Origin of the sequence: Pseudomonas sp. NPDC087626, assembly GCF_044743405.1 — a bacterium.
GTDB lineage: Bacteria > Pseudomonadota > Gammaproteobacteria > Pseudomonadales > Pseudomonadaceae > Aquipseudomonas.
Genome location: NZ_JBIUWJ010000015.1, coordinates 11,764 through 31,296, shown reverse-complemented (window position 1 = coordinate 31,296; position 19,533 = coordinate 11,764). Strand labels below are relative to the sequence as shown.

Genomic DNA, 19,533 nt, shown 5'->3' with positions numbered 1-19,533 from the left:
AGGCTCTTCATTCAGGTGGTTGGGTGGTGTCGCTCGGGTCCGTCAGCGCCTACAACGGCAACTGTTCCAGCGCCCGGTTCAATTGCAGCACATTGACCACCGGCGGACCTACCAGCGGCTGTTCGATATGCGCGTTGAGCAATTGGCGCAACGTCGCCACCGGCACATTTCGCGCCGCAGCAACCCGCGCCAGTTGATAGGCAATCGCGGCCGGAGGCAAGTGCGGATCGAGGCCGCTGCCAGAAGTGGTCAACAGCGCCAATGGCACCGGGCCCTGGCCTGGGACCAACAGTTTGTTGGCCTCATCGATGACCCGCGTGGCCAGCGCCGGATTGCTCGGCGCCAGGTTGCTGGCGCTGCTGGAAACAGTGGCAAAGGCCCCCGCCGAAGGCCGTGGATGGAACCAGGCATCACCGACGAAATCCTGGGCGATCAACGACGAGCCGCGCACCTTGCCATCGGCATCACGCACCAGGCTGCCATTGGCCTGGGCCGGGAAGGCGACCTGGGCCACGCCGGTCACGAGCAGTGGATAAGCGACGCCGGTAATCAGGGTCATCAGAACTAGCAGGCTCAAGGCCGGGCGAATCATTGTGGACATGTCACACCCCTCAATTCAGTTAAAACGCCACGCCCCAGGCGTGGCGCAGCTCCGTTACACCAGATGCAAGGCAGTCAGCAGCAGGTCGATCAACTTGATGCCCGCAAACGGCACCACCAGCCCGCCCACGCCGTAGATCAGCAGGTTGCGGCGCAGCAGGTGAGCGGCGCTGGCGGCCTGTACTCGCACGCCACGCAACGCTAACGGAATCAGCGCGACGATGATCAGGGCGTTGAACACAATGGCCGAGAGGATCGCGCTCTGCGGGCTGCTCAGGTGCATGATGTTGAGCACCCCAAGCTGTGGATAAATCGCCGCGAACAGTGCCGGCAGGATGGCGAAATACTTGGCCACGTCGTTGGCGATGGAAAAAGTGGTCAGCGCCCCACGTGTCACCAGCAACTCCTTGCCGATCTGCACCACATCCAGCAGCTTGGTCGGGTCGCTGTCGAGGTCGACCATGTTCGCCGCTTCACGTGCGGCCTGGGTGCCGTCGTTCATGGCCATGCCGACGTCCGCCTGGGCCAGCGCCGGGGCGTCGTTGGCGCCGTCACCACACATGGCCACCAGGCGGCCGTCGTTCTGTTCCTGACGGATGCGCGCCAGCTTTCTCTCGGGCGTAGCTTCGGCCAGCACATCATCGACGCCTGCCTCCGCAGCAATCGCCGCCGCGGTCAGCGGGTTATCGCCGGTCACCATGACAGTGCGGATCCCCAGCTTGCGCAGCTCGGCAAAACGCTCGCGGATCCCCGGCTTGACCACGTCCTTGAGGTGGATCGCGCCCAGCAACCGACCCTCGGCGCACACCAGCAACGGCGTGCCGCCGCTCTGGGCGATCTTGTCGATTTCCCGCGCCATCGGCGGCAGCAGGTCGGCACGACTCTGACCGACAAAGGCCAGCAGTGAATCCACTGCGCCCTTGCGGTAGACGCGCCCTTGATAGTCGACCCCGGACAATCGGGTTTCGGCGCTGAATGGCACGCCGGTCACTGCTTCGGCAGCGGGTTCAGGCTGTGGATAAAGTCCGCGCAGGTACTCGACGATCGATTTGCCTTCGGCCGTGTCGTCCGCCAGCGAGGCGAACAACGCCCCTTCGGCCAGTTCCTTGGCGCTGATCCCGGGTGCCGCATAGATGGCTGCGCAACGCCGATTGCCGAAGGTGATGGTGCCGGTCTTGTCCAGCAACAGCACGTGCACGTCGCCCGCCGCTTCCACGGCACGCCCGGACTTGGCGATCACGTTGAGCCGCACCAGGCGGTCCATGCCGGCAATCCCGATGGCCGACAGCAAGCCACCAATGGTGGTGGGAATCAGCGTCACCAGCAGCGCCACCAGGAACACCAGCGGCAGGTTGCCATTGGCGAAGTGGGCGAAGGGCTGCAAGGTCACGACCACCACCAGGAAAATCATGGTCAGGCCGATCAGCAGGATATCCAGCGCCACTTCGTTCGGGGTTTTCTGGCGCTTGGCACCTTCGACCAGGGCGATCATCCGGTCCAGGGTCGACTCACCCGGGTTGGCGGTGATGCGCACCAGCAGCCAGTCTGACACCAGCCGGGTGTTGCCGGTGACCGCCGAGCGATCTCCTCCGGATTCACGGATCACCGGGGCGGACTCGCCGGTAATCGCCGCCTCGTTGACCGCGGCGATGCCTTCGATCACCTCACCGTCCCCCGGGATCATTTCCCCGGCCTCGACGCGCACCACATCGCCTTTGCGCAGGCTGGCGGCGGGCACTACCTGAAAGCTGCCATCGGCCTTCTTGCGACGCGCGCTCAGGCCTTCACTGCCGGCCTTGAGGCTGTCGGCGCGGGCCTTGCCACGACCTTCGGCCAGGGCTTCGGCAAAGTTGGCGAACAGCACGGTGAACCACAGCCACAGGGCAATTTGCGCGGCGACAAAGGTCGGCACCGCGGTGTCCGGGATGAAGCACAAGACGGTGGTGAGGATCGCCGTGAGTTCGACCACCAGCATCACCGGCGAGCGCTTGAGCTGGCGCGGGTCGAGCTTGACGAAGGCTTGCACCAGCGCCGGCCGCCACAGGGCCGAGATCGCGGTTTTCGGTTGCTCCGGGGCCTTGGCGGCCACGGGTTTGGTTGCGGGCATATTCATCATCCAGCTCCTATAAAGTGGCTCAGAAGCCCAGGCTCAAGTGTTCAGCAATAGGGCCCAGCGCCAGGCTCGGCAGGAACGTCAGGCCACCCACCAGCAATATGGTTACGGTCAACAGGGTGACGAACAGCGGACCATGGGTCGGGAAGCTGTTCTGGCCGACAGGCGCGCTTTTCTTCATCGCCAGGCTGCCAGCCAGAGCCAGTACCGGAAGGATGTAACCGAAGCGACCGATCAACATGCCCAGGCCCAGCATCAGGTTATGGAATGGCGTGTTGGCGCCCAGACCCGCAAAGGCCGAACCGTTGTTGGCGCTGGCCGAGGTGTAGGCGTACAGCAATTGGCTGAAACCGTGGGGGCCAGGATTACTGATGGTGGCTGCAGGGCCTGACAGACTCGTCGCAAGAGCACCGAGCACCAGTACGCCAACCGGCATTACCAGCAAGGTCACCACCAGCAACTGGACTTCCTTGGCTTGCAGCTTTTTGCCCAGGTACTCCGGGGTGCGCCCGATCATCAGCCCGGCGAGGAACACCGCGATCAGCACGTTGAGCAACATGCCGTAGAGGCCGGCACCGACGCCGCCGAAGATCACCTCGCCGACCATCATGTTGATCATTGCAATCATGCCGCTCAACGGGTTGAGGCTGTCGTGCATACCGTTGACCGACCCGTTGGAGGCTGCGGTGGTGGTCACTGACCAAAGTACGGTCGCGGTGGTGCCAAAGCGTGCTTCTTTACCTTCCAGCGGCGCGGTTTGTTCTACGGCGGCGTTGTTCAGGGTTGGGTTCGGCTGGTTCTCAGCCCACAGCGACACCGCACCACCGATCAGGAACAGCGCGAGCATGCAGGCGATGATCGCCCGGCTCTGGCGCAGGTCCTTGACGTAATGGCCGAAGGTGAACACCAGTGCCACCGGGATCAGAATGATGGAGCTGACTTCAAACAGGTTGCTCCAGGCGCTCGGGTTCTCGAACGGATGCGCCGAGTTGACACCAAAGAAGCCACCGCCGTTGGTCCCCAGTTGCTTGATCGCGATCTGGCTGGCGGCCGGCCCCAGTGGGATGACCTGGTCTACCCCTTGCAGGGTCAGCGCGTTCACATACTGCGCGAAGCTTTGCGGCACGCCCTGCCAGACCAGAAACAGCGCCAGCAGCAAGCACAGCGGCAGCAAGCCGTAGAGCGTGGCGCGGGTCATGTCGACCCAGAAGTTGCCCAGGGTTTGCGCCGATTTGCGGCTGATACCACGGCACAGCGCAACCAGCACAGCCAGGCCGGTGGCGGCGCTGACAAAGTTCTGCACGGTCAGGCCGATCATCTGGCTCAGGTAACTGAGGGTCGCTTCACCACTGTAGGACTGCCAGTTGGTGTTGGTCATGAAGCTAACGGCGGTATTGAATGCCTGGGTCCATTCCTGCCCCGGCAGATTCTGCGGATTGAGCGGCAGGTAGTTCTGCAACAGCAGGATCGCGAACAACAGCAAAAAGCCCGCGAGGTTGAACGCCAGCAAGGCCAGGGTGTACTTCTGCCAGCTCTGCTCGCTGTGCGGATCAACCCCGGCTACGCGATAACAGCCCCGCTCCACTGGCCCGAGGATCGGCGACAACCAGGTACGCCGACCTTCCATGACCTTGTAGTAGAAGCGTCCCAGGAACGGTGCGGGAATCAGCACCAGGGCGAAAAAGGCCAGGATCAGCCAATAGTCATAACTGTGCATAGCCGCTCCTAGCTCCGGTCCGCGCGCAACAACGCGACCAATAGATAAATGAACAGTCCCACCGCCAGTAGCAGGGACACCCCGTCCAGAATGTTCATTGAATTTCTCCGAGTTACGGCGTGTTGCCGCGTGTGCAGTGATTGTCGGCAAGGAGGGCGTAAAGGAACGAGATCAGGGGGGTTGGCGTGGCGTAAAAAAACCGTAAAGAGTGCGCTTGAGCCGGGGTCTGGCCTCGATTGGCGGGAGGGCTGCCGGCTTTATCGCAAGTCAAGCGAGGGACCTTGCGCATTTGCCCTCGCACATGACCGCGACTTCGGGCAAGAATGTCGACCATCGCCGTTTATTGCTGGAGAACATGATGAATGTACTCAACACCGATCTGCCGGGTGTTCTGATTATCGAACCGAAGGTCTTCGGTGACGAACGTGGGTTCTTTTACGAGAGTTTCAACGCGAAGGCTTTTGCCCAGGCGACAGGCCTGGACACCCAGTTCGTTCAAGACAACCACTCACGCTCGCAAAAAGGCGTGTTGCGCGGCCTGCATTACCAACTGGAAAACACCCAGGGCAAGCTGGTGCGTGTAACGGCGGGTGAGGTACTGGACGTTGCCGTGGATATTCGCCGCAGCTCGCCACACTTCGGCAAATGGGTCGCGGTACGCTTGTCCGCCGAGAACCATCGCCAACTGTGGGTGCCGGAAGGTTTCGCCCACGGTTTTGTGGTGCTGAGTGAGTTCGCCGAGTTTCTCTACAAGACCACCGACTACTACACCCCTGCGGCCGAGCGCAGTATTCGTTGGGACGACCCGGACCTGGTGATCGACTGGCAACTGGCAGATGCCCCGCAACTCTCCGCCAAGGATCAGGCAGGTGCTTGGTTCAAGGACGCCCAGGTATTCGATTGAAACCCGCTCGCTGCGCTGAACCGATGTTGGTCAGGTGATCCTGGCGCAACAGGCCTAGAATGGAACCACGGAGAATCGTTGTGACTCAAAGTGGATATGTACGACATTGTCGCGAAACCGTTCGCCTCGATGCCTGCCCTTAAGGAGAGCCCTATGCCCTGGTATGCCTGGTTGATTCTGGTGGTTGCGATCGGATCGATCGTCGGTGGTCTGATGATGTTGCGCGACACCGCGAACAAGGTCGAGTTGACCGATGAGCAACGTAAACGCGTGGCTGAACGTAACGCGGAAATGGACGCCAAGGACGCTCAGGATCGTTGACCCTGGCGCCGGCCGGGATGTTGCCATTGTGCATCCCGGCCAGCCCCGCCCTACTCCTGCCAGTCGGCCTTGGCGATCTGCAGCCCGTGCAAGCCTTTGTACGCCGCCCGTTCAGGCTGACTCCAGCCTTGCAGCAAGTCATCGTCCAGCCGGTAGATTTCCACCCCCAGTGGCCGGCAAACACTCAACGGGTCCTGGGCATCCGGCCCCCACATCGCCAGCGACAAATCCCCGCCCGGGCACGTCGACAACGCGCACAACAGATCGATCTCGGCAAAAAATTCCAGGTAGTCGCCTTTGCGAGCCGGACAGGCTTTCATGAAATACAGGTCATCGTGGTTCAGGCCTGTGCACTGGAAGATGTTCAGCACGTCATGCACGTCGAACTCGGTCAAGCCATGGGGCAACACTGCACGGGTCAGGTTGGAATGACAGTGATGGTGAAAGTCTTCGCCGGTGAGCATCTTGTTCACGTAGGGATCGCAGCGCGTGCCCAGCAAGTCGTGCAGGCGGCCGCCGTGTTCGTCAATCCCGTAGTCGGCCAGGCTATCGTCGGTGATGGTCACCAGTGGCCTGAGAAATGGCAGGTTTGACCAGAGCCGGTCGTGGGTGCTGACATGGGCCCCCTGCAACTGCCGGGTCCGGGCCGCCCATAAGCGCTCGCGCGGATCGTTGGCATTCCACACGTTAAAATCCCCCACTTGTGGCCCCACCGGCGTGGTCACCCGAAACACATGACCAGCGGGCACATGCCAGGCGCGACCGGTACGAATGGGCACCTCGAACTGCTCGATTAGCGTGCGGCCATCCGGGGTGTCGCGAATTCGCTGATAAAACGCGGTATCGACCTGCAATGCCGAACCCTTACTGACCTGGTAGGCCGCGGGATAGTCTTTGTACATGGCGTGATTCCTCGATCAGTGGCGCGAGCCAGGGTTGAATACCTCGAGCAGTTGCTGCTCGGAGTCGTCCAGGTAAGAGTTCAGGGCTTCGATGGCGGCCGGACGGTCGTTCTCGATCAGGTGCTGGTAAATCAGTCGATCACGCGTCAGCCACGGTGCCTGGAACCTGGATTCATCAGGCGCCGCGCTGAACACCAGGCGCAATTGCGCGACGACGTTGGTGAAGAACTCGTCGAGCAACGGGCTGCCCAGCAACCCGACAATCAGTTGGTGAAAATGCAGGCTGTGGGTACCGACGGCTCGCCAGTCCTCCCGATCACGGGCCAACTGCGCGGCCTCGATGGCCTCGTGCATGGAGTTCGATTGCTGCTCGCGCAGCGGACGGCTGGCGGCGATCCCCTGCAACTCAAGGGTACGTCGCACCTGGAACAGGTCGCGCACCTGATCGGCGCCGGGCTGGCGGACCATCACCCCTTTGTGCCGTACGTAGCGCGTCAGGCCTTCCTGCCCCAGGCGGTGCAGGGCTTCGCGAATAGTGTTGCGCGAGGCGTTGTAAGCCAGCACCAGGTCCGCCTCGATCAACGCCTTGCCCGGCAGCAAGCGCCCGCCAATGATATCGGCGCGCAGCTCCAATGTGATGTGGTCAGCCAGGGACAGTCCATCACTCATACTCATCACCTGCGGATTGTTGAACAATCTTCTGGGAATGAGTAATCACTATTCGTGCCAGCTATGAACTGAATGTGGACGCATCTGCATGCTTTTTCGAAATAGAAGTACAGTCACCATTCCATTTAGCTTGGTTAATATGGCGCATTGCCGTGGAGATTAACGATGCGCTACTCGCAGGACCATAAAGCCCAGACTCATCAGCGCATCATCAAGGAAGCAGCCGCACGCTTTCGCCGCGACGGAATCGCTGCCACTGGCCTGCAACCCTTAATGAAAGCGCTGGGGCTAACCCATGGCGGTTTCTATTCGCACTTCAAATCCAAGGACGAACTGGTTGAAAAGGCCCTGCAAGCGGCGGGGGAAGAAGTCAGTGAGCGTTGTGCAGCGCTGTTTGCGCAAGAGCGACCCCTCCAGGCCTTTATCGACACCTACTTGTCCGAGTGGCACAAGACCTCTCCCCATGAGGGTTGTCCGCTGCCCACCATGTCGTCCGAACTAGGATTGCGCGGACAGGCCAGTCCCACCAGCGATGTTGTGCTCAATGCACGCCTGCAGCAGGTTGAGCAGGCCCTGGGCAGTGAGGATGCGGCAGACCAGAGCCTGATCGTCATGTCGACCCTGGTCGGGGCACTCCTGCTGTCGCGCAGCGTCGAAAGCCCGGAGTTGGCCCAGCGAATTCTCGATGTCACGCGCGAGCATCTCAATAAGCTGGCGGAGTAAACCTGCCCTACTTGTAACGTGCGGCGGCGACGTTTCTCGACAGATTCGGCGCCAATGCGTGACGCGCGGTAACAAACCCATCCCAGTCTGCGGCATCAGGTAGCGAAGGAATGCAGATCAATTCCCCTTGGTCGAAACCCGACAAGGCAGCGTCAACCATCTCCCCTGCTTCCATGACCATCTCTGCCGGAATGGCACTACCGTCGATTCCGGAGCGTTCCCAGATTTCGGTACGCGTCACCCCGGGCAACACGGCCTGGACCTGCACCCCGCTACCACTGAGCTCGGCGTTGAGCGATTGGCTCAGGCTCAGCACGTAGGCCTTGCTTGCACTGTAGGTAGCGTTGAAGCGCTCGGGGATCAGCGCGACCACCGATGCCAGGTTGATAATCGCCCCGCGACCCGCCGCCGAGAAGCTCGCGGCGGCCGCCGAGGCTAAACGCGTCACGGCCACTACATTGAGTTGAATCATGCGCTCCAGTTGATCCAGGTCGGCACCCGCCAAAGGTCCCTCCGCCGCCACCCCGGCGTTGTTCAGGAGCAGGCTGATGCTGGGATCGGAGCGCAGGCGCTGCTCGACAGCGACCAGGTCTGCCTTGAGTGTCAGATCGGCCTTAAGCACTTCAACTTCAATGCCATGCTCAGCCCGTAATCGGGTTGCCGCGCTTTGCAAGCGTGCTTCATCACGAGCCACCAGCAATAAGTCGAAACCCCTCGCCGCCAAACGCTCGGCATAGATCGCACCAATACCGGAAGACGCCCCCGTGACGAGCGCCTTGCCTTTGGACTGAACAGAACTCATGGCTGTACTCCTGGAAGATCCCGCAGGAAATTGGTCGCCAGACTCACGACTACTGAGAGCGGCGGCAGATCAATTATAGTCATAATCCAATCACAATATTACCATCGTAATTTTTTGTTTCCGACCAAGGGTAAACTCAATCCTTTACCTGCCAGTATTCAATTACGCAGACAAAAAAGGCCGGTCAATGACCGGCCTCATCACGGCCACTCGGGTATCAGTTCACTTCCAGCCGGTCGCGGTTCTTGTCCAGGAGCGTCTTGCCGATGCCCTTGACCTCCAACAATTCATCCACCGAGGTGAACGAACCATTGCTGTCACGGTACGCAACAATAGCTTTGGCTTTGGCCTCGCCGATTCCGGAGAGGTCGCGCTGTAAAGTAGCCACATCGGCTTTGTTCAGATCGACCTTGGCCGCCATCTCAGAAGACGCCACTGGCATCGTTGCAGGCGCTGGAACCGTTTCGGCTTTAGTGGAGGGAGCAGCGATTGCTGCAACTGAGACACTGGTCAACAGGGCGAAAACCAGAGAGTGGAAGTAGCCTGTACGCATAAGTGACGCTCCATGACTTCGTTGAGAGAGAAGCAGCTTTTCCAAAGCTGCTTCCCAAACCTAGGTCATGGTGGGCTTCTGTCAAAAATGTGTGCGTTGCAGAGTATGTAGCATCAGGGCTCAAGGCGGCGTTGCTGGTAGATCCAATCGACGATTTCCCCGTCCGGGGTATAGCCGCTGACGGTTTCGCGTAGCAGTTGCCGAACTCGGGCGTAATCGTCCTGCTCGACGGCCCGCAACAGTTTAGCCAAGCGCACCTTCAGAACATCCCAAGGCAGGTGATCCTCGTTTGCACTCATGATCATCGGGTGCTGAGTGGCTGCCACGTTGTCGCCTATCAGCAACTCTTCGTAAAGCTTTTCACCCGGACGCAGGCCCGTGAACTCAATGGCAATGTCACCCTGCGGGTTCCTCTCCGAACGAATGCTCAAACCAGACAGATGGATCATCTTCTCTGCCAGTTCGACGATCTTCACCGGTTCACCCATATCGAGTACAAACACATCCCCGCCTTGCCCCATGGACCCCGCCTGGATGACCAGTTGCGCCGCCTCGGGAATGGTCATGAAGTAACGCGTGATCTTGGGGTGCGTCACTGTCAGCGGACCACCCGACTTGATCTGGCTGTGGAACAGCGGGATCACAGAACCGGATGACCCCAGCACGTTGCCGAAACGAACCATCGTGAACCGGGTTTTATTGACCCGCGATACATTGCCTTTGTCGCCAAACAGCACCGGAGCGATTTCACGACTCAGGGCCTGCAGTGTCAGTTCGGCCAAGCGCTTGGTACTGCCCATCACATTGGTCGGGCGAACAGCCTTGTCAGTGGAGATCAGCACAAAACTGGCAACCCCCGCTTGCAAGGCCGCCTGAGCGGTATTCAGCGTGCCGATCACGTTGTTGAGCACGCCTTCGGCAATATTGTGCTCGACCATTGGCACGTGTTTGTATGCGGCTGCGTGGTAAACAGTATCCACCCGCCAGGTCTTCATCACATCCAACAACTTTTCCTGCTGGCGGATCGATCCCAGGATCGGCAGCAAACGAACGGACAAGGACTCACAACTTGCTCGCTGCTCGAGCTCGGACAAAATGCTGTAGAGATTGAACTCACTGTGTTCGAACAACAGCAGCGTGGTGGGCGCGAGGGAAAAAATCTGTCGGCACAGTTCGGCGCCAATGGAACCTCCTGCACCGGTCACCATCACCGTCTTGCCCTTGATACAACGTTCCAGCAAATCGGATTGTGCCGGCACCGAATCCCGGCCAAGCAAGTCGGCGATATCTACTTCCTGAATATCTTCGACTTTGACCCGGCCACTGGCCAGGTCAGTGAAATTCGGCACACTGCGGATATGTAATGGAAATCCCTCAAGGACATTGAGAATTTCCCTACGCCGCGCACGGGTCGAAGACGGCAGCGCCAACAGAATTTCCTGCGCCCCCGTTACGTCGATCATTTGCTGAATGCGCTTGGGATTGTAGACCAGTAGTCCGGAAATAGACCGGTCGGCAATACTCGGGTCGTCGTCAATGAAGGCCACCGGACGCATCACGCGCCCCATGCGAAGCGCTGCGACGAGCTGATTCCCCGCGACACCCGCGCCATAGATAGCCACTTTGGTCAAACCATCATCGCGATTGGTGAACGGCACGTGTTGAGCCGCCGTGAACCAATCGCCCATGAAGTAGTGGCGCATGCAGAGGCGAAGACCGCCAATGATCACCAGGCTCAACCACCAGTAGTTGAAAATGATGGAACGCGGCACCACAGCCTGATGATTGCTGTACCAATAGACAACAACCGCCAGGATCAACGAAGACAGACTGACGGCCTTGATGATAGCGATGAGAGCGTCATTGCCAAAATAGCGCATGACCGCGCGGTACATGCCGAAACGGATGAAGAGCGGAATGGCAACAATTGGAGCGCAGACAAAAAGCCAGAAGTGGACCTTGATCGGATTGAGCACATCATCGATACCAAGACGCACTATAAATGCCATCCATAGCGCCCCCCAGACCAGCAACATGTCAGTAATGACCTGAATGAGTCTTTTTTTACGTCTGGGTAGTCCAAGTAAAAACGTTCTAACTTTATCCATAAGCCCCTCAAACACTGCAACTATCTCCCTCGTTTTGCCCCAATTCCTGAAGCCTTAGACATAAACTCAGGAGGATCGATGAGTCCTTAAGGTGGACGTTCCAGTTCGCCTGCGCGAAACCACCATGCCAACACTAGCAATGGACTATAGGCCAGCAGCACGCCAATCGCACCGTCCAGGCTATAAAGAGTAACGCAAAGGGCTATCGGCAGCAGCCAACACAGATTGATCAGTCCGACTGCGAGCGTCACTGGAAGGTGCTTGCCAAATCGACGCGAGGCAAACTGATAGGCGTGGCTGCGATGGGCTTCATAAATCCTGTCCCCGCGTATCAGTCGACGTAGCAGGGTAAACGTCGCATCAACGATAAACACCCCCATCAGGATGAGCCATCCCCAAAGCAGTTGCGCTGAAATCCAGCCAGCCTGAAGGGACATCACCCCGAGCATTATGCCAAGAAAACCACTACCGGCATCGCCCATGAATATCTTGGCGGGGGGGAAATTCCAGCAGAGAAAACCAGCGACGCAAGCGCCCAGCAACAAGGGAGCCCAGATCGAGCCGCTTTGCCCTGACATCCCGTATAGAAGGCAGGCTCCAAAGCAGGCACAAACGGCTTCTACGCCAGCGATACCATCAATTCCATCCATGAAGTTGTAGAGATTGAGCATCCAGACCAAGTAAATCACGGCCAGCGCAGAGCCTGCCCAACCCAGGTCAAGCTCAACTCCCAACACGCTAATGGCAGGCAAGCCCCCCAACCAGAATATGGCCCAGGCAGCGGCAATGAAATGCCCGAGCAAACGCCATCTCGCGGCTATGTGCCCATGATCATCCATGAACCCAATGATCGCGATAAGCGCCCCCGCCCCGGCACACGCGGCAAAAACAGCTGGAGAAACCAGCCCGAAAAACAACAATGCACCCAGCGCCAGGAGAAAGGTCAACACGATAGCCACGCCGCCGCCGCGTGGGGTTGGCAGTACGTGTGAACTACGTGCGTTCGGGACGTCCATCAGGCTACGGGCGACAGCGTAGCGACGCATTGCGCCCGTCAGTAAAAAGGCCACACTTACGGCCACGAGAACAAACCAAGCGTAACTCACGAGCTTCTAGACTCTGAAAAATGCCGCGCAGTCTTGCGCAGAGACTGCTCCAAGGTCATGGGCGGTGACCAGCCCAGGAGTTGCTGGTTTTTACTGATATCCACTTGCAGAGAATCGAAAAGGCGTTGGACAAGTGCTTGCTTGCCTAACGACAGCGCCAGGCTCCTCATTATCCAGACAGGGAAAGGAATGAGACGGGCGGGCCGACACAAGGCGTGACTAGTCTTGCGTAGCAAATCGGTGGTGGATACATCCTGACCATCACTGACCAGAAACGTCTGGTTTGCGGCAAGTGGGTGATTGAGGCACACAATGATCAGATCAATCAGGTTATCCAGCGCTACCAGACTGCGACGATTGTGGATTGCACCCAGTGGCAGCGGCACGCCCTTGGAAAGCCATTTCATCATGCTAAGAAAGTTAGCCTTTACGCCCGGACCATAAATCAACACGGGGCGAATGATGACAACCTCCATGGATGTACTGGACGCCAACTCCCGCAACCCCTGCTCCGCTTCCATCTTGCTTATCCCATAAGGATCGATTGGAGCAGGCACATCATCTGCGCAATACGCGGTGCCGGGCTCAGTGCGCTCACCGTTGACCTTGATCGAGCTGATGAAGATGAAACGCTTGACGCCCGCAGCAGCGGCTTGCCTGGCGAGGTTCAGCGTGCCGTCGACATTGACTTTGCGAAACTCGGTCAACGGATCAGCGCTGGCCTCTTTCATGACATGTACTCGGGCTGCTGCATGTACCACTTTGTCGACACCGCAAAGGGCCTGCTTCCAATCGGTATCCGCGTCCAGGTCCTGGATTTGTAGAACCCGCGCAGAGGGGGGAAACCCCGCTTGGGTATTTCTGATAGGTAGAACGAGCGCACAGCCGTCCATTGCAGCCAAGTGTTTTACCAAGGCGGCCCCAAGAAAACCGCTCCCTCCTGTAACAAGAATCGTCTCAGCGTTCATTTCAATGACCCTGGAAAAAAACAAGACTGCACACGATGCAGGCTGATAAAACTGCGCTTTACACTTCGCAAGCGCTGACCCATGGCGGGCATCGCCAAAAATCAGACTAGGCGGGATCGAAGATTTTCGCAGACGAAAAACGAGCATTCCAGGAGTTTACCTGCCGAAACTGCCCTATCTGGTCCAAGGTAAATCTGAACGCGAGAGCCGCCTCAACCGTCCCGATCAAGCTAGACGGGGTGTCAGCCGAGTGCACGGTAAATACGCCGGGCTGCTGGGCATGCACGCGCATTTCGCCAAAATCAGAGGTAATGACCGGTAAACCGAGTGCGCAATACTCGTAATATTTGATGGGATCAACCGACTCGGTCAACTCTGTGATCTTGAACGGAATCAAACCGACGTCGAACGCCTGCATAGCCGCAATGGCCTGCGCATGTGAACACTGCGGCAGAACTTCGACATTGGCGGGCAACTTGAACGGCGCTGGCGTGTAGACGGGGCCGATCAAACGGACGGTGACGTCAGTGCATCCCGCCAAACGCTCGATCATCTCCCAATCAAACCATTTCCCGATGGTTCCCACGTACCCCAGAATCCTGGGACCCGAATGCAGCGCCTGATGCTCGATAGGTGGCAGCACTTCAACCGCGCATGCATTCTCGCATAGGCGAACATCAGCTCCCGGGCGCATCTGCTGTGCTCTGTGCATAAGCAGGGTGGACGACACCAGTACATGGTCTACCGCGCTGACTACCGCGCGTTCTTTGCGCTGCATCGAACGCTTGGAAAGTCCACTGTAGAACGCCGGAAAATCATCCATCGAATCGTAAATACTCTTGGCAAAACGACCGCCACTCAAGAGTTGCAACGCAAAGGCCGATGGTTTACCAATAACCAGACTGGTGGGCCCGGCACTCGCAAAGGCATTTATCTCCTGTACTAGCGCACGTCGCAGATAGCGGTTGACGACGTCCAAACCAGCAATTGGTTCGATGGGCAACGCTTTGACCGTCAAGCATTTCAACCAGGGCTCCGACCTGCTCTGAGGGTTACTGGGGCTCGGTCGAGCAGCAAAGTCTCCCAGGCCGGGTAGCCGGGTCGGGTAAGGATCAACCCAGAGCACCTGTCCCCCGTAGAGGGCGTGAAACCACTCGACGAATTTATGTGGGCGCTGGGAAAAGCTGTCCCATGGCACCGGGGATAGGTAAACCATGCGATTCAACAAAAGTACTCCCGCAAAACCCCGATAATTCGAGCGGATGCTTTGCCATCTCCGTACGGAGAAATCCCGATAGCCATCTTCTTGTACTCATCTGGATTATTGAGGAGCTCTTGGGCTTCACGAACAATCACCCCAACATCCGTACCCACCAGCCGAGAACATCCAGCGGCTATCGCCTCGGGACGCTCCGAGCTTTCGCGCATTACCAATACAGGCTTTCCAAGTGCTGGCGCCTCCTCCTGAACACCACCTGAGTCGCTGATAATAAAGCTGGCTAGCTTCATCGCCATCACGAACTCTTTGTAGCCCAATGGATTGACCAGATGGAGATTAGCAACATCACCCAACAGCTCGTAAGCAACGGTGCGAATACTCGGGTTGGGATGAACAGGAAATAGCACTTCAACATCTGGGTTATTAACCGCGATCATTTTGATAGCGGTACAAATATCAACGAACGGCTGCCCAAAGTTCTCTCTTCGATGCGCGGTTACCAAAATCATCCGTTTGGCGCGGTCCAACGGCACGGAAAGGGGCATTTCTCTTGCCGCCGTGTAGTGCAACGCATCGATAACGGTATTACCCGTGATGAACACCTTTTCGCCAGGTGTGCGCTCCGCCAATAGATTCTCGGCAGCACTCGACGTCGGTGCAAAGTGCCAATGCGCCAACACGCCGGTCACCACCCGATTGGCCTCTTCAGGAAATGGGCTATTGATATCGCCCGTCCGGAGTCCAGCCTCAACATGCCCAAACGGAATACCCGCATAAAAACATGCCAAAGACGCCGCTAATACGGTAGTCGTATCGCCTTGGGCCAGTACCGCATCAGGTTTTTCCGCCAACAGTACCTTGTCAAGTTCGAGGAGCAACTTTCCCGTCAATGTGATCAATGACTGGTTGGGCTGCATGATATCCAAGTCGATATCAGGAGCGATCGAAAAATCCAACAATATCTGATCAAGCAAATCGCGATGCTGAGCCGTAGCCAGAATCCTGACCTCCGCCCACTCTTGCTCTTTCAGGCCAAGAATAAGAGGGGCCATCTTTATGGCTTCAGGTCGTGTGCCTATAACGCACAGGATTTTTTTCCGAGGGTGGCTCAACATAGAAACGGTCGCATAGTATTAATCTTAAAGCCTTGCAAGAGGCCATCTTCAAAGTTGTTAAGCGAAGATGACCCCACAGTTCATGAAAAGTATTTCATCCCCGATTCTGCCTACTCAGGCAGAGTAGTCGACAAAGAACTCGGGGTGATGCTTCCACTTCTCCTTGAAATAAGTTGAATTTCTCAGGAACAGGGTTTTGTACTTATCACTGCCGCTATCGGCACCCGTAGTCTGATGGGGCTGGTGACGAATTCCGGACAAATCGCGGAATGAAACCTCCATTCCCAGCGCCCGGATCTGGAAGCACAGATCCGTATCCTCGAAGCAGGTTGGGTCGTAATACGTATCAAAACCTTCAATTGCCTCGAATACCGAACGACGCATAAAGAAGCCGCTGGTTCCCAGGAATCCGATATCAGAGCGATAACCCTCGCGTATCGCGACAGGGTTCATTGCACGGTTCGGGCAGTAATCCGCAATCATTCCACCCAGGTCAGTACGGGTTGCATCAAACCAACCCGCATTCCAACCGATGACCCCGACACTGGCGCGGCTTTCAAGAATTGACAAGGCCTCGGCAAAACCCGATGACCCAGTGAACCATTGATCGCTGTCGAAAAAGGTGATGTATTTTCCGCTGGCATGGGTGACGCCCAAGTTACGGCCGGAGGAACAGCCGTTCTCGGGGTTTCTTACCAACTTGACGTCTGGGAACTGTTGTTCAACGATTTCTGCACCACCATCAGAGCTGGCGTTATCGACAACAATGACTTCCTTGACATAGGCGCCACAGTGTTTTTTCAGGGTTTCAAGGCAACGCGCAATGATGCCCGCGTTGTTATGGATAAGAATTACCACACTGAGATCGTTACGCGGTGCCGCCGGCACCAAGGATTCCAGGCGGGCGAGCCAGGAGTTTTCCGACACAAACAAATCGTTCTTCAGGACGACCGGGAAGCGACTATTGACGTCCCCCACGACCTCAGCATTTGGCAGGTGCAGGAAGTTATTCAACTGAGGAATATCGATAGCCTGGGAACTAATCACCGGCTTATTCAGAAAAGCGCCTGCATAGATACCTTGAGGCAGGCCCGCATTAGCGGGCGTCGCCTTCAAGAACGGCGAAAGCAGGAAATCGCTATGGGCAATGAACGCATTAGCATTACTCAGGCACTCCTGGGCAAGCGTCACTACGTTATTGGGGAGCCCCTCGGAGCGATTGAACACCCCCAACAGATAGAACGTCACCAGCGGGTTCATGCCAGCGATGCGCTCAACGTACGGCCAGTCAACACTGGCCTCTTCCCCTGGCGCAAAGATAACAGCCTTGGTACCACTGACCCCGTGGTACTGCGACGGGACCTGATAGTTCTGGTAGATATCAAAGTAGGTATGGCTAGCGGCTGCAGGGACACACACCACAGGTGTGTTGTTGAACGCTGCCAGATAACTGGTTGCCTGTGTGCAACTTACGCAGAAGGCGCTGACCTTGCTGGCCAACTCCTTGAACAACGGTGTGCTGACGACCCGCGGATCGGCCAGGCTCGCAGAAGTCTCCAGATAAGACTTCAGTCCGCGACTTTGAGCATACTGAAGGTACGGCAGTACTACCGGATCCAGCATAAAGTTCACGAGTACCGAACGCTCGGAAAGCAGCGAAAACAGCTCGGTGACCGACAGATCACTCAAGGACAGTTGCAGTAGGCCCGCAGGCCCCTGTGGCATCGAGCCACTCAGCGCACTCGTGTGATCCTTGGTGAGGTAAACCACCCGATGTCCGGCAGACAGGGCCGCCCGCGCCAACTGTGCCGCACGGTGATGCCCCCCCAAAGAGTCAAAGGTTCGCGAGGCGAAAATGACGACTTCTTCTTCACGAAGCTTTGCGGCGGCTTCAAACAGCGCACGATCGAGATCCGCTTGGCTCATGGACTCCGAAAACTCGATGGTCGGCAATGGCATCTGTTGCGCCAACGCCAGTTGCCGACGTCTTTTCAGCGCCGAAAGCAATGCGCGAGGGCCACCGTTTTGCAACAAGTAAGCCGCGCGCTGAAGTTTGCGAGTTATATTCTGCATGCTGCCTGACATGATCATTCCTGTGGTTTTCTTTGCGCTTTCGACTGTCTGTAGCTGCGTCGTCCGGGCATCCAACTCCTGTTGCAGGCTAACGGCGGTAGCCTTCAACAGGAGAAATTGCTGTTTAATTTGATGCAGTTCATGATCGAGATCATAGAATTCTTGAGTTTGCAGCGGCGACGCTGCGAGCTCAGCATTGTGTTGCAGCAGCTCTAGATGCAGCCTTTCCAGCTCCGCCTGCTGCTGCTTGCTCAGCAGGACTTCTCTTGCCAACTCTGCATTCTGCTGCTGTAGCGCCTGAAAGTGCAGCTCCTTTTCGCTGAGCTGACCGTCTTTCTCATGGATTTGCAGGTCGCGGTACTTCAACAGCTCATGCGCGCGCGTGCTGGCCTGCTGGATAACCTGCTTCTGCCAGATAAGATCCTGTAGCCAGACAGACATCCAACCCAGATTCTGGCTTGACCATCGGCTACGCCTCTCGCCATCACCGCGAACCTGCTCCAACGCACCGACTAGCATATCCCTATGGGTTAATGCCGAAATTTGCAGTTCTTGCAAAACCTGCGGATCAATTCGCCAGCCCGCTTCAAGGTTTGCAAGCTTGGCAATAATGAGTTCATAGGCGCTCAGAGGACACTTCAGGTCAAGTCTCAGATTCTCTGGGACCTGCGCCATGTTATGCGCCTGAGTCATCTTGTCATCGTACTCAAGGAAACCACAGGGCTTACCCAGGGCGAGCGACAAAATGCTGCCATGCAGGCGCATCGACAACACCGCATCACACGCATTGATGGCATCTACCGCATCTGCAACAGCAACGTGATCGACAATCTCGCTGTCGATACGCGCATCCAGGCCGCTCGACAGTTGCTCAAGGAAAGGTCTGTCAGAGCCTGCACGACGTTCATCCAAAGCGTTCTGGAAAGCAAACCAGACACATCCCCAGCCAGCGGGTAGATGGCTATTAAGCGCCGACACCAGCTTCTCTTCCCAGTCCCGCCCTGCGTGCCACTCACGAATGATCAGCGCAATTTTTTTCTTGTCATCGGGTGCGCGAATGGCGTGTTCCTGGCCGGTACGCACAACCTGCCCTGCTGCAAACCAGCCTGGATCCGCTGCCACCAGAAGTTCACGAGTAACGCCAATCTTGCGCAGAAGTGCTGCGCTTGGTTCATCTCTAACTGATACAAAATCCGCAAGAGTGAATACATCTCTGACGATTTCCTGAGCATCATGACTGGCGAGAGGTCCTACGCCATGAGCAAGGATCAGGGTCTTTACCCCAAACTGTCGAGCCAGATAAAACGGACGTGCGTACTGGGCGATATCGAGAGCGGTTGCATCATATAACGCACTGATGTGAAACGGATGGTGGTCCTGGAAGATCCCCCCGCCGCCCATCACGAACAAGTCGCAGTCGGCCAGCGCCGAGGCAATCTCACCCAGATTGTGGAAATCAACCGCGGCGGTTCCGTAGACTTTGGCCGTATGCTCGGGGTTGAGACTGATGATCGTCAGCTCACCGCCAGCGTCTGCGACCCATTTTGCGACGGCTCCCAGGAGCAACTCATCGCCGACATTGCTGGCCCCGTACCATCCGCTGACTACGACCTTCGGTTTGTCAGTCATAACTTATCCTC

The 19,533-nt window shown here is 57.5% G+C and carries 17 protein-coding genes; 3 read left to right on the top strand and 14 right to left on the bottom strand.

Features of this window, described 5'->3' with window-relative positions; all coding sequences use genetic code 11:
* Window positions 1-49: 49 nt before the first annotated feature.
* The 4 genes from kdpC to kdpF are packed head-to-tail and all read right to left on the bottom strand — an operon-like array spanning window position 50 to window position 4,528.
* On the bottom strand, window positions 50-601 hold the full coding sequence (gene kdpC, locus ACIOVD_RS14620) for a potassium-transporting ATPase subunit KdpC (RefSeq protein ID WP_095168070.1): 552 nt from the start codon (window positions 599-601) through the stop codon (window positions 50-52).
* Between the two features lie 54 nt (window positions 602-655).
* Complete coding sequence (kdpB, locus tag ACIOVD_RS14615) at window positions 656-2,713, bottom strand: potassium-transporting ATPase subunit KdpB (RefSeq protein WP_401128566.1); 2,058 nt, start codon at window positions 2,711-2,713, stop codon at window positions 656-658.
* A gap of 22 nt (window positions 2,714-2,735) precedes the next feature.
* On the bottom strand, window positions 2,736-4,430 hold the full coding sequence (gene kdpA, locus ACIOVD_RS14610) for a potassium-transporting ATPase subunit KdpA (protein WP_401128563.1): 1,695 nt from the start codon (window positions 4,428-4,430) through the stop codon (window positions 2,736-2,738).
* A gap of 8 nt (window positions 4,431-4,438) precedes the next feature.
* A complete protein-coding gene (kdpF, locus tag ACIOVD_RS14605) occupies window positions 4,439-4,528 on the bottom strand; it encodes a K(+)-transporting ATPase subunit F (RefSeq protein WP_095168066.1) in 90 nt (29 codons plus the stop codon).
* A gap of 260 nt (window positions 4,529-4,788) precedes the next feature.
* Between kdpF and rfbC the strand changes: the two genes are divergently transcribed.
* Both rfbC and ACIOVD_RS14595 read left to right on the top strand, forming a co-directional pair.
* Entirely contained in the window at window positions 4,789-5,334 is a 546-nt protein-coding gene (gene rfbC, locus ACIOVD_RS14600; protein WP_401128733.1) for a dTDP-4-dehydrorhamnose 3,5-epimerase, read from the top strand.
* A gap of 153 nt (window positions 5,335-5,487) precedes the next feature.
* On the top strand, window positions 5,488-5,655 hold the full coding sequence (locus ACIOVD_RS14595) for a DUF2897 family protein (RefSeq protein WP_071554261.1): 168 nt from the start codon (window positions 5,488-5,490) through the stop codon (window positions 5,653-5,655).
* A gap of 50 nt (window positions 5,656-5,705) precedes the next feature.
* Here the strand turns inward: ACIOVD_RS14595 and ACIOVD_RS14590 are convergent, their stop codons facing one another.
* Window positions 5,706-6,557, bottom strand: coding sequence for a DUF1989 domain-containing protein (locus ACIOVD_RS14590; protein ID WP_095168062.1), 852 nt, complete (start codon window positions 6,555-6,557; stop codon window positions 5,706-5,708).
* Between the two features lie 15 nt (window positions 6,558-6,572).
* Window positions 6,573-7,226: a GntR family transcriptional regulator gene (locus ACIOVD_RS14585; protein ID WP_095168060.1), complete on the bottom strand. Its 654-nt coding sequence runs from the start codon at window positions 7,224-7,226 to the stop codon at window positions 6,573-6,575.
* A 165-nt stretch (window positions 7,227-7,391) separates the two neighbouring features.
* Between ACIOVD_RS14585 and ACIOVD_RS14580 the strand changes: the two genes are divergently transcribed.
* A complete protein-coding gene (locus ACIOVD_RS14580; protein WP_401128558.1) occupies window positions 7,392-7,949 on the top strand; it encodes a TetR/AcrR family transcriptional regulator in 558 nt (185 codons plus the stop codon).
* Window positions 7,950-7,956: 7 nt separating this feature from the next.
* Here ACIOVD_RS14580 and ACIOVD_RS14575 read toward each other — a convergent pair whose 3' ends face one another.
* The 8 genes from ACIOVD_RS14575 to ACIOVD_RS14540 all read right to left on the bottom strand — a co-directional run bounded on the left by ACIOVD_RS14575 (window position 7,957) and on the right by ACIOVD_RS14540 (window position 19,522).
* Window positions 7,957-8,751 (bottom strand): SDR family NAD(P)-dependent oxidoreductase, encoded by a 795-nt coding sequence (locus ACIOVD_RS14575; protein ID WP_401128555.1) that lies wholly within the window; start codon window positions 8,749-8,751, stop codon window positions 7,957-7,959.
* Between the two features lie 217 nt (window positions 8,752-8,968).
* Window positions 8,969-9,304, bottom strand: coding sequence for a helix-hairpin-helix domain-containing protein (locus ACIOVD_RS14570; protein ID WP_095168055.1), 336 nt, complete (start codon window positions 9,302-9,304; stop codon window positions 8,969-8,971).
* Window positions 9,305-9,417: 113 nt separating this feature from the next.
* Complete coding sequence (locus ACIOVD_RS14565; RefSeq protein ID WP_401128551.1) at window positions 9,418-11,412, bottom strand: polysaccharide biosynthesis protein; 1,995 nt, start codon at window positions 11,410-11,412, stop codon at window positions 9,418-9,420.
* A gap of 86 nt (window positions 11,413-11,498) precedes the next feature.
* Window positions 11,499-12,518, bottom strand: a complete 1,020-nt coding sequence (locus ACIOVD_RS14560; protein ID WP_095168052.1) for a glycosyltransferase family 4 protein — start codon at window positions 12,516-12,518, stop codon at window positions 11,499-11,501.
* Window positions 12,515-13,486, bottom strand: coding sequence for an SDR family oxidoreductase (locus tag ACIOVD_RS14555; protein ID WP_095168050.1), 972 nt, complete (start codon window positions 13,484-13,486; stop codon window positions 12,515-12,517). The genes ACIOVD_RS14560 and ACIOVD_RS14555 overlap by 4 nt, the downstream gene beginning before the upstream one ends.
* 106 nt (window positions 13,487-13,592) lie before the next feature.
* Entirely contained in the window at window positions 13,593-14,504 is a 912-nt protein-coding gene (locus tag ACIOVD_RS14550; protein ID WP_256585453.1) for a glycosyltransferase, read from the bottom strand.
* 203 nt (window positions 14,505-14,707) lie between these two features.
* The gene (gene wecB / locus ACIOVD_RS14545; RefSeq protein ID WP_095168047.1) at window positions 14,708-15,820 is read right to left on the bottom strand and encodes a non-hydrolyzing UDP-N-acetylglucosamine 2-epimerase; all 1,113 of its coding nucleotides are present in this window, start codon (window positions 15,818-15,820) and stop codon (window positions 14,708-14,710) included.
* Between the two features lie 114 nt (window positions 15,821-15,934).
* Window positions 15,935-19,522, bottom strand: a complete 3,588-nt coding sequence (locus tag ACIOVD_RS14540) for a polysaccharide pyruvyl transferase family protein (protein ID WP_401128546.1) — start codon at window positions 19,520-19,522, stop codon at window positions 15,935-15,937.
* Between the last annotated feature and the right edge of the window lie 11 nt (window positions 19,523-19,533).

Coding starts and splice junctions, on each gene's coding strand:
- kdpC (WP_095168070.1), bottom strand. CDS start 601: ATGTCCACAATGATTCGCCCGGCCTTGAGCCTGCTAGTTCTGATGACC.
- kdpB (WP_401128566.1), bottom strand. CDS start 2,713: ATGAATATGCCCGCAACCAAACCCGTGGCCGCCAAGGCCCCGGAGCAA.
- kdpA (WP_401128563.1), bottom strand. CDS start 4,430: ATGCACAGTTATGACTATTGGCTGATCCTGGCCTTTTTCGCCCTGGTG.
- kdpF (WP_095168066.1), bottom strand. CDS start 4,528: ATGAACATTCTGGACGGGGTGTCCCTGCTACTGGCGGTGGGACTGTTC.
- rfbC (WP_401128733.1), top strand. CDS start 4,789: ATGAATGTACTCAACACCGATCTGCCGGGTGTTCTGATTATCGAACCG.
- ACIOVD_RS14595 (WP_071554261.1), top strand. CDS start 5,488: ATGCCCTGGTATGCCTGGTTGATTCTGGTGGTTGCGATCGGATCGATC.
- ACIOVD_RS14590 (WP_095168062.1), bottom strand. CDS start 6,557: ATGTACAAAGACTATCCCGCGGCCTACCAGGTCAGTAAGGGTTCGGCA.
- ACIOVD_RS14585 (WP_095168060.1), bottom strand. CDS start 7,226: ATGAGTGATGGACTGTCCCTGGCTGACCACATCACATTGGAGCTGCGC.
- ACIOVD_RS14580 (WP_401128558.1), top strand. CDS start 7,392: ATGCGCTACTCGCAGGACCATAAAGCCCAGACTCATCAGCGCATCATC.
- ACIOVD_RS14575 (WP_401128555.1), bottom strand. CDS start 8,751: ATGAGTTCTGTTCAGTCCAAAGGCAAGGCGCTCGTCACGGGGGCGTCT.
- ACIOVD_RS14570 (WP_095168055.1), bottom strand. CDS start 9,304: ATGCGTACAGGCTACTTCCACTCTCTGGTTTTCGCCCTGTTGACCAGT.
- ACIOVD_RS14565 (WP_401128551.1), bottom strand. CDS start 11,412: ATGGATAAAGTTAGAACGTTTTTACTTGGACTACCCAGACGTAAAAAA.
- ACIOVD_RS14555 (WP_095168050.1), bottom strand. CDS start 13,486: ATGAACGCTGAGACGATTCTTGTTACAGGAGGGAGCGGTTTTCTTGGG.
- wecB (WP_095168047.1), bottom strand. CDS start 15,820: ATGTTGAGCCACCCTCGGAAAAAAATCCTGTGCGTTATAGGCACACGA.
- ACIOVD_RS14540 (WP_401128546.1), bottom strand. CDS start 19,522: ATGACTGACAAACCGAAGGTCGTAGTCAGCGGATGGTACGGGGCCAGC.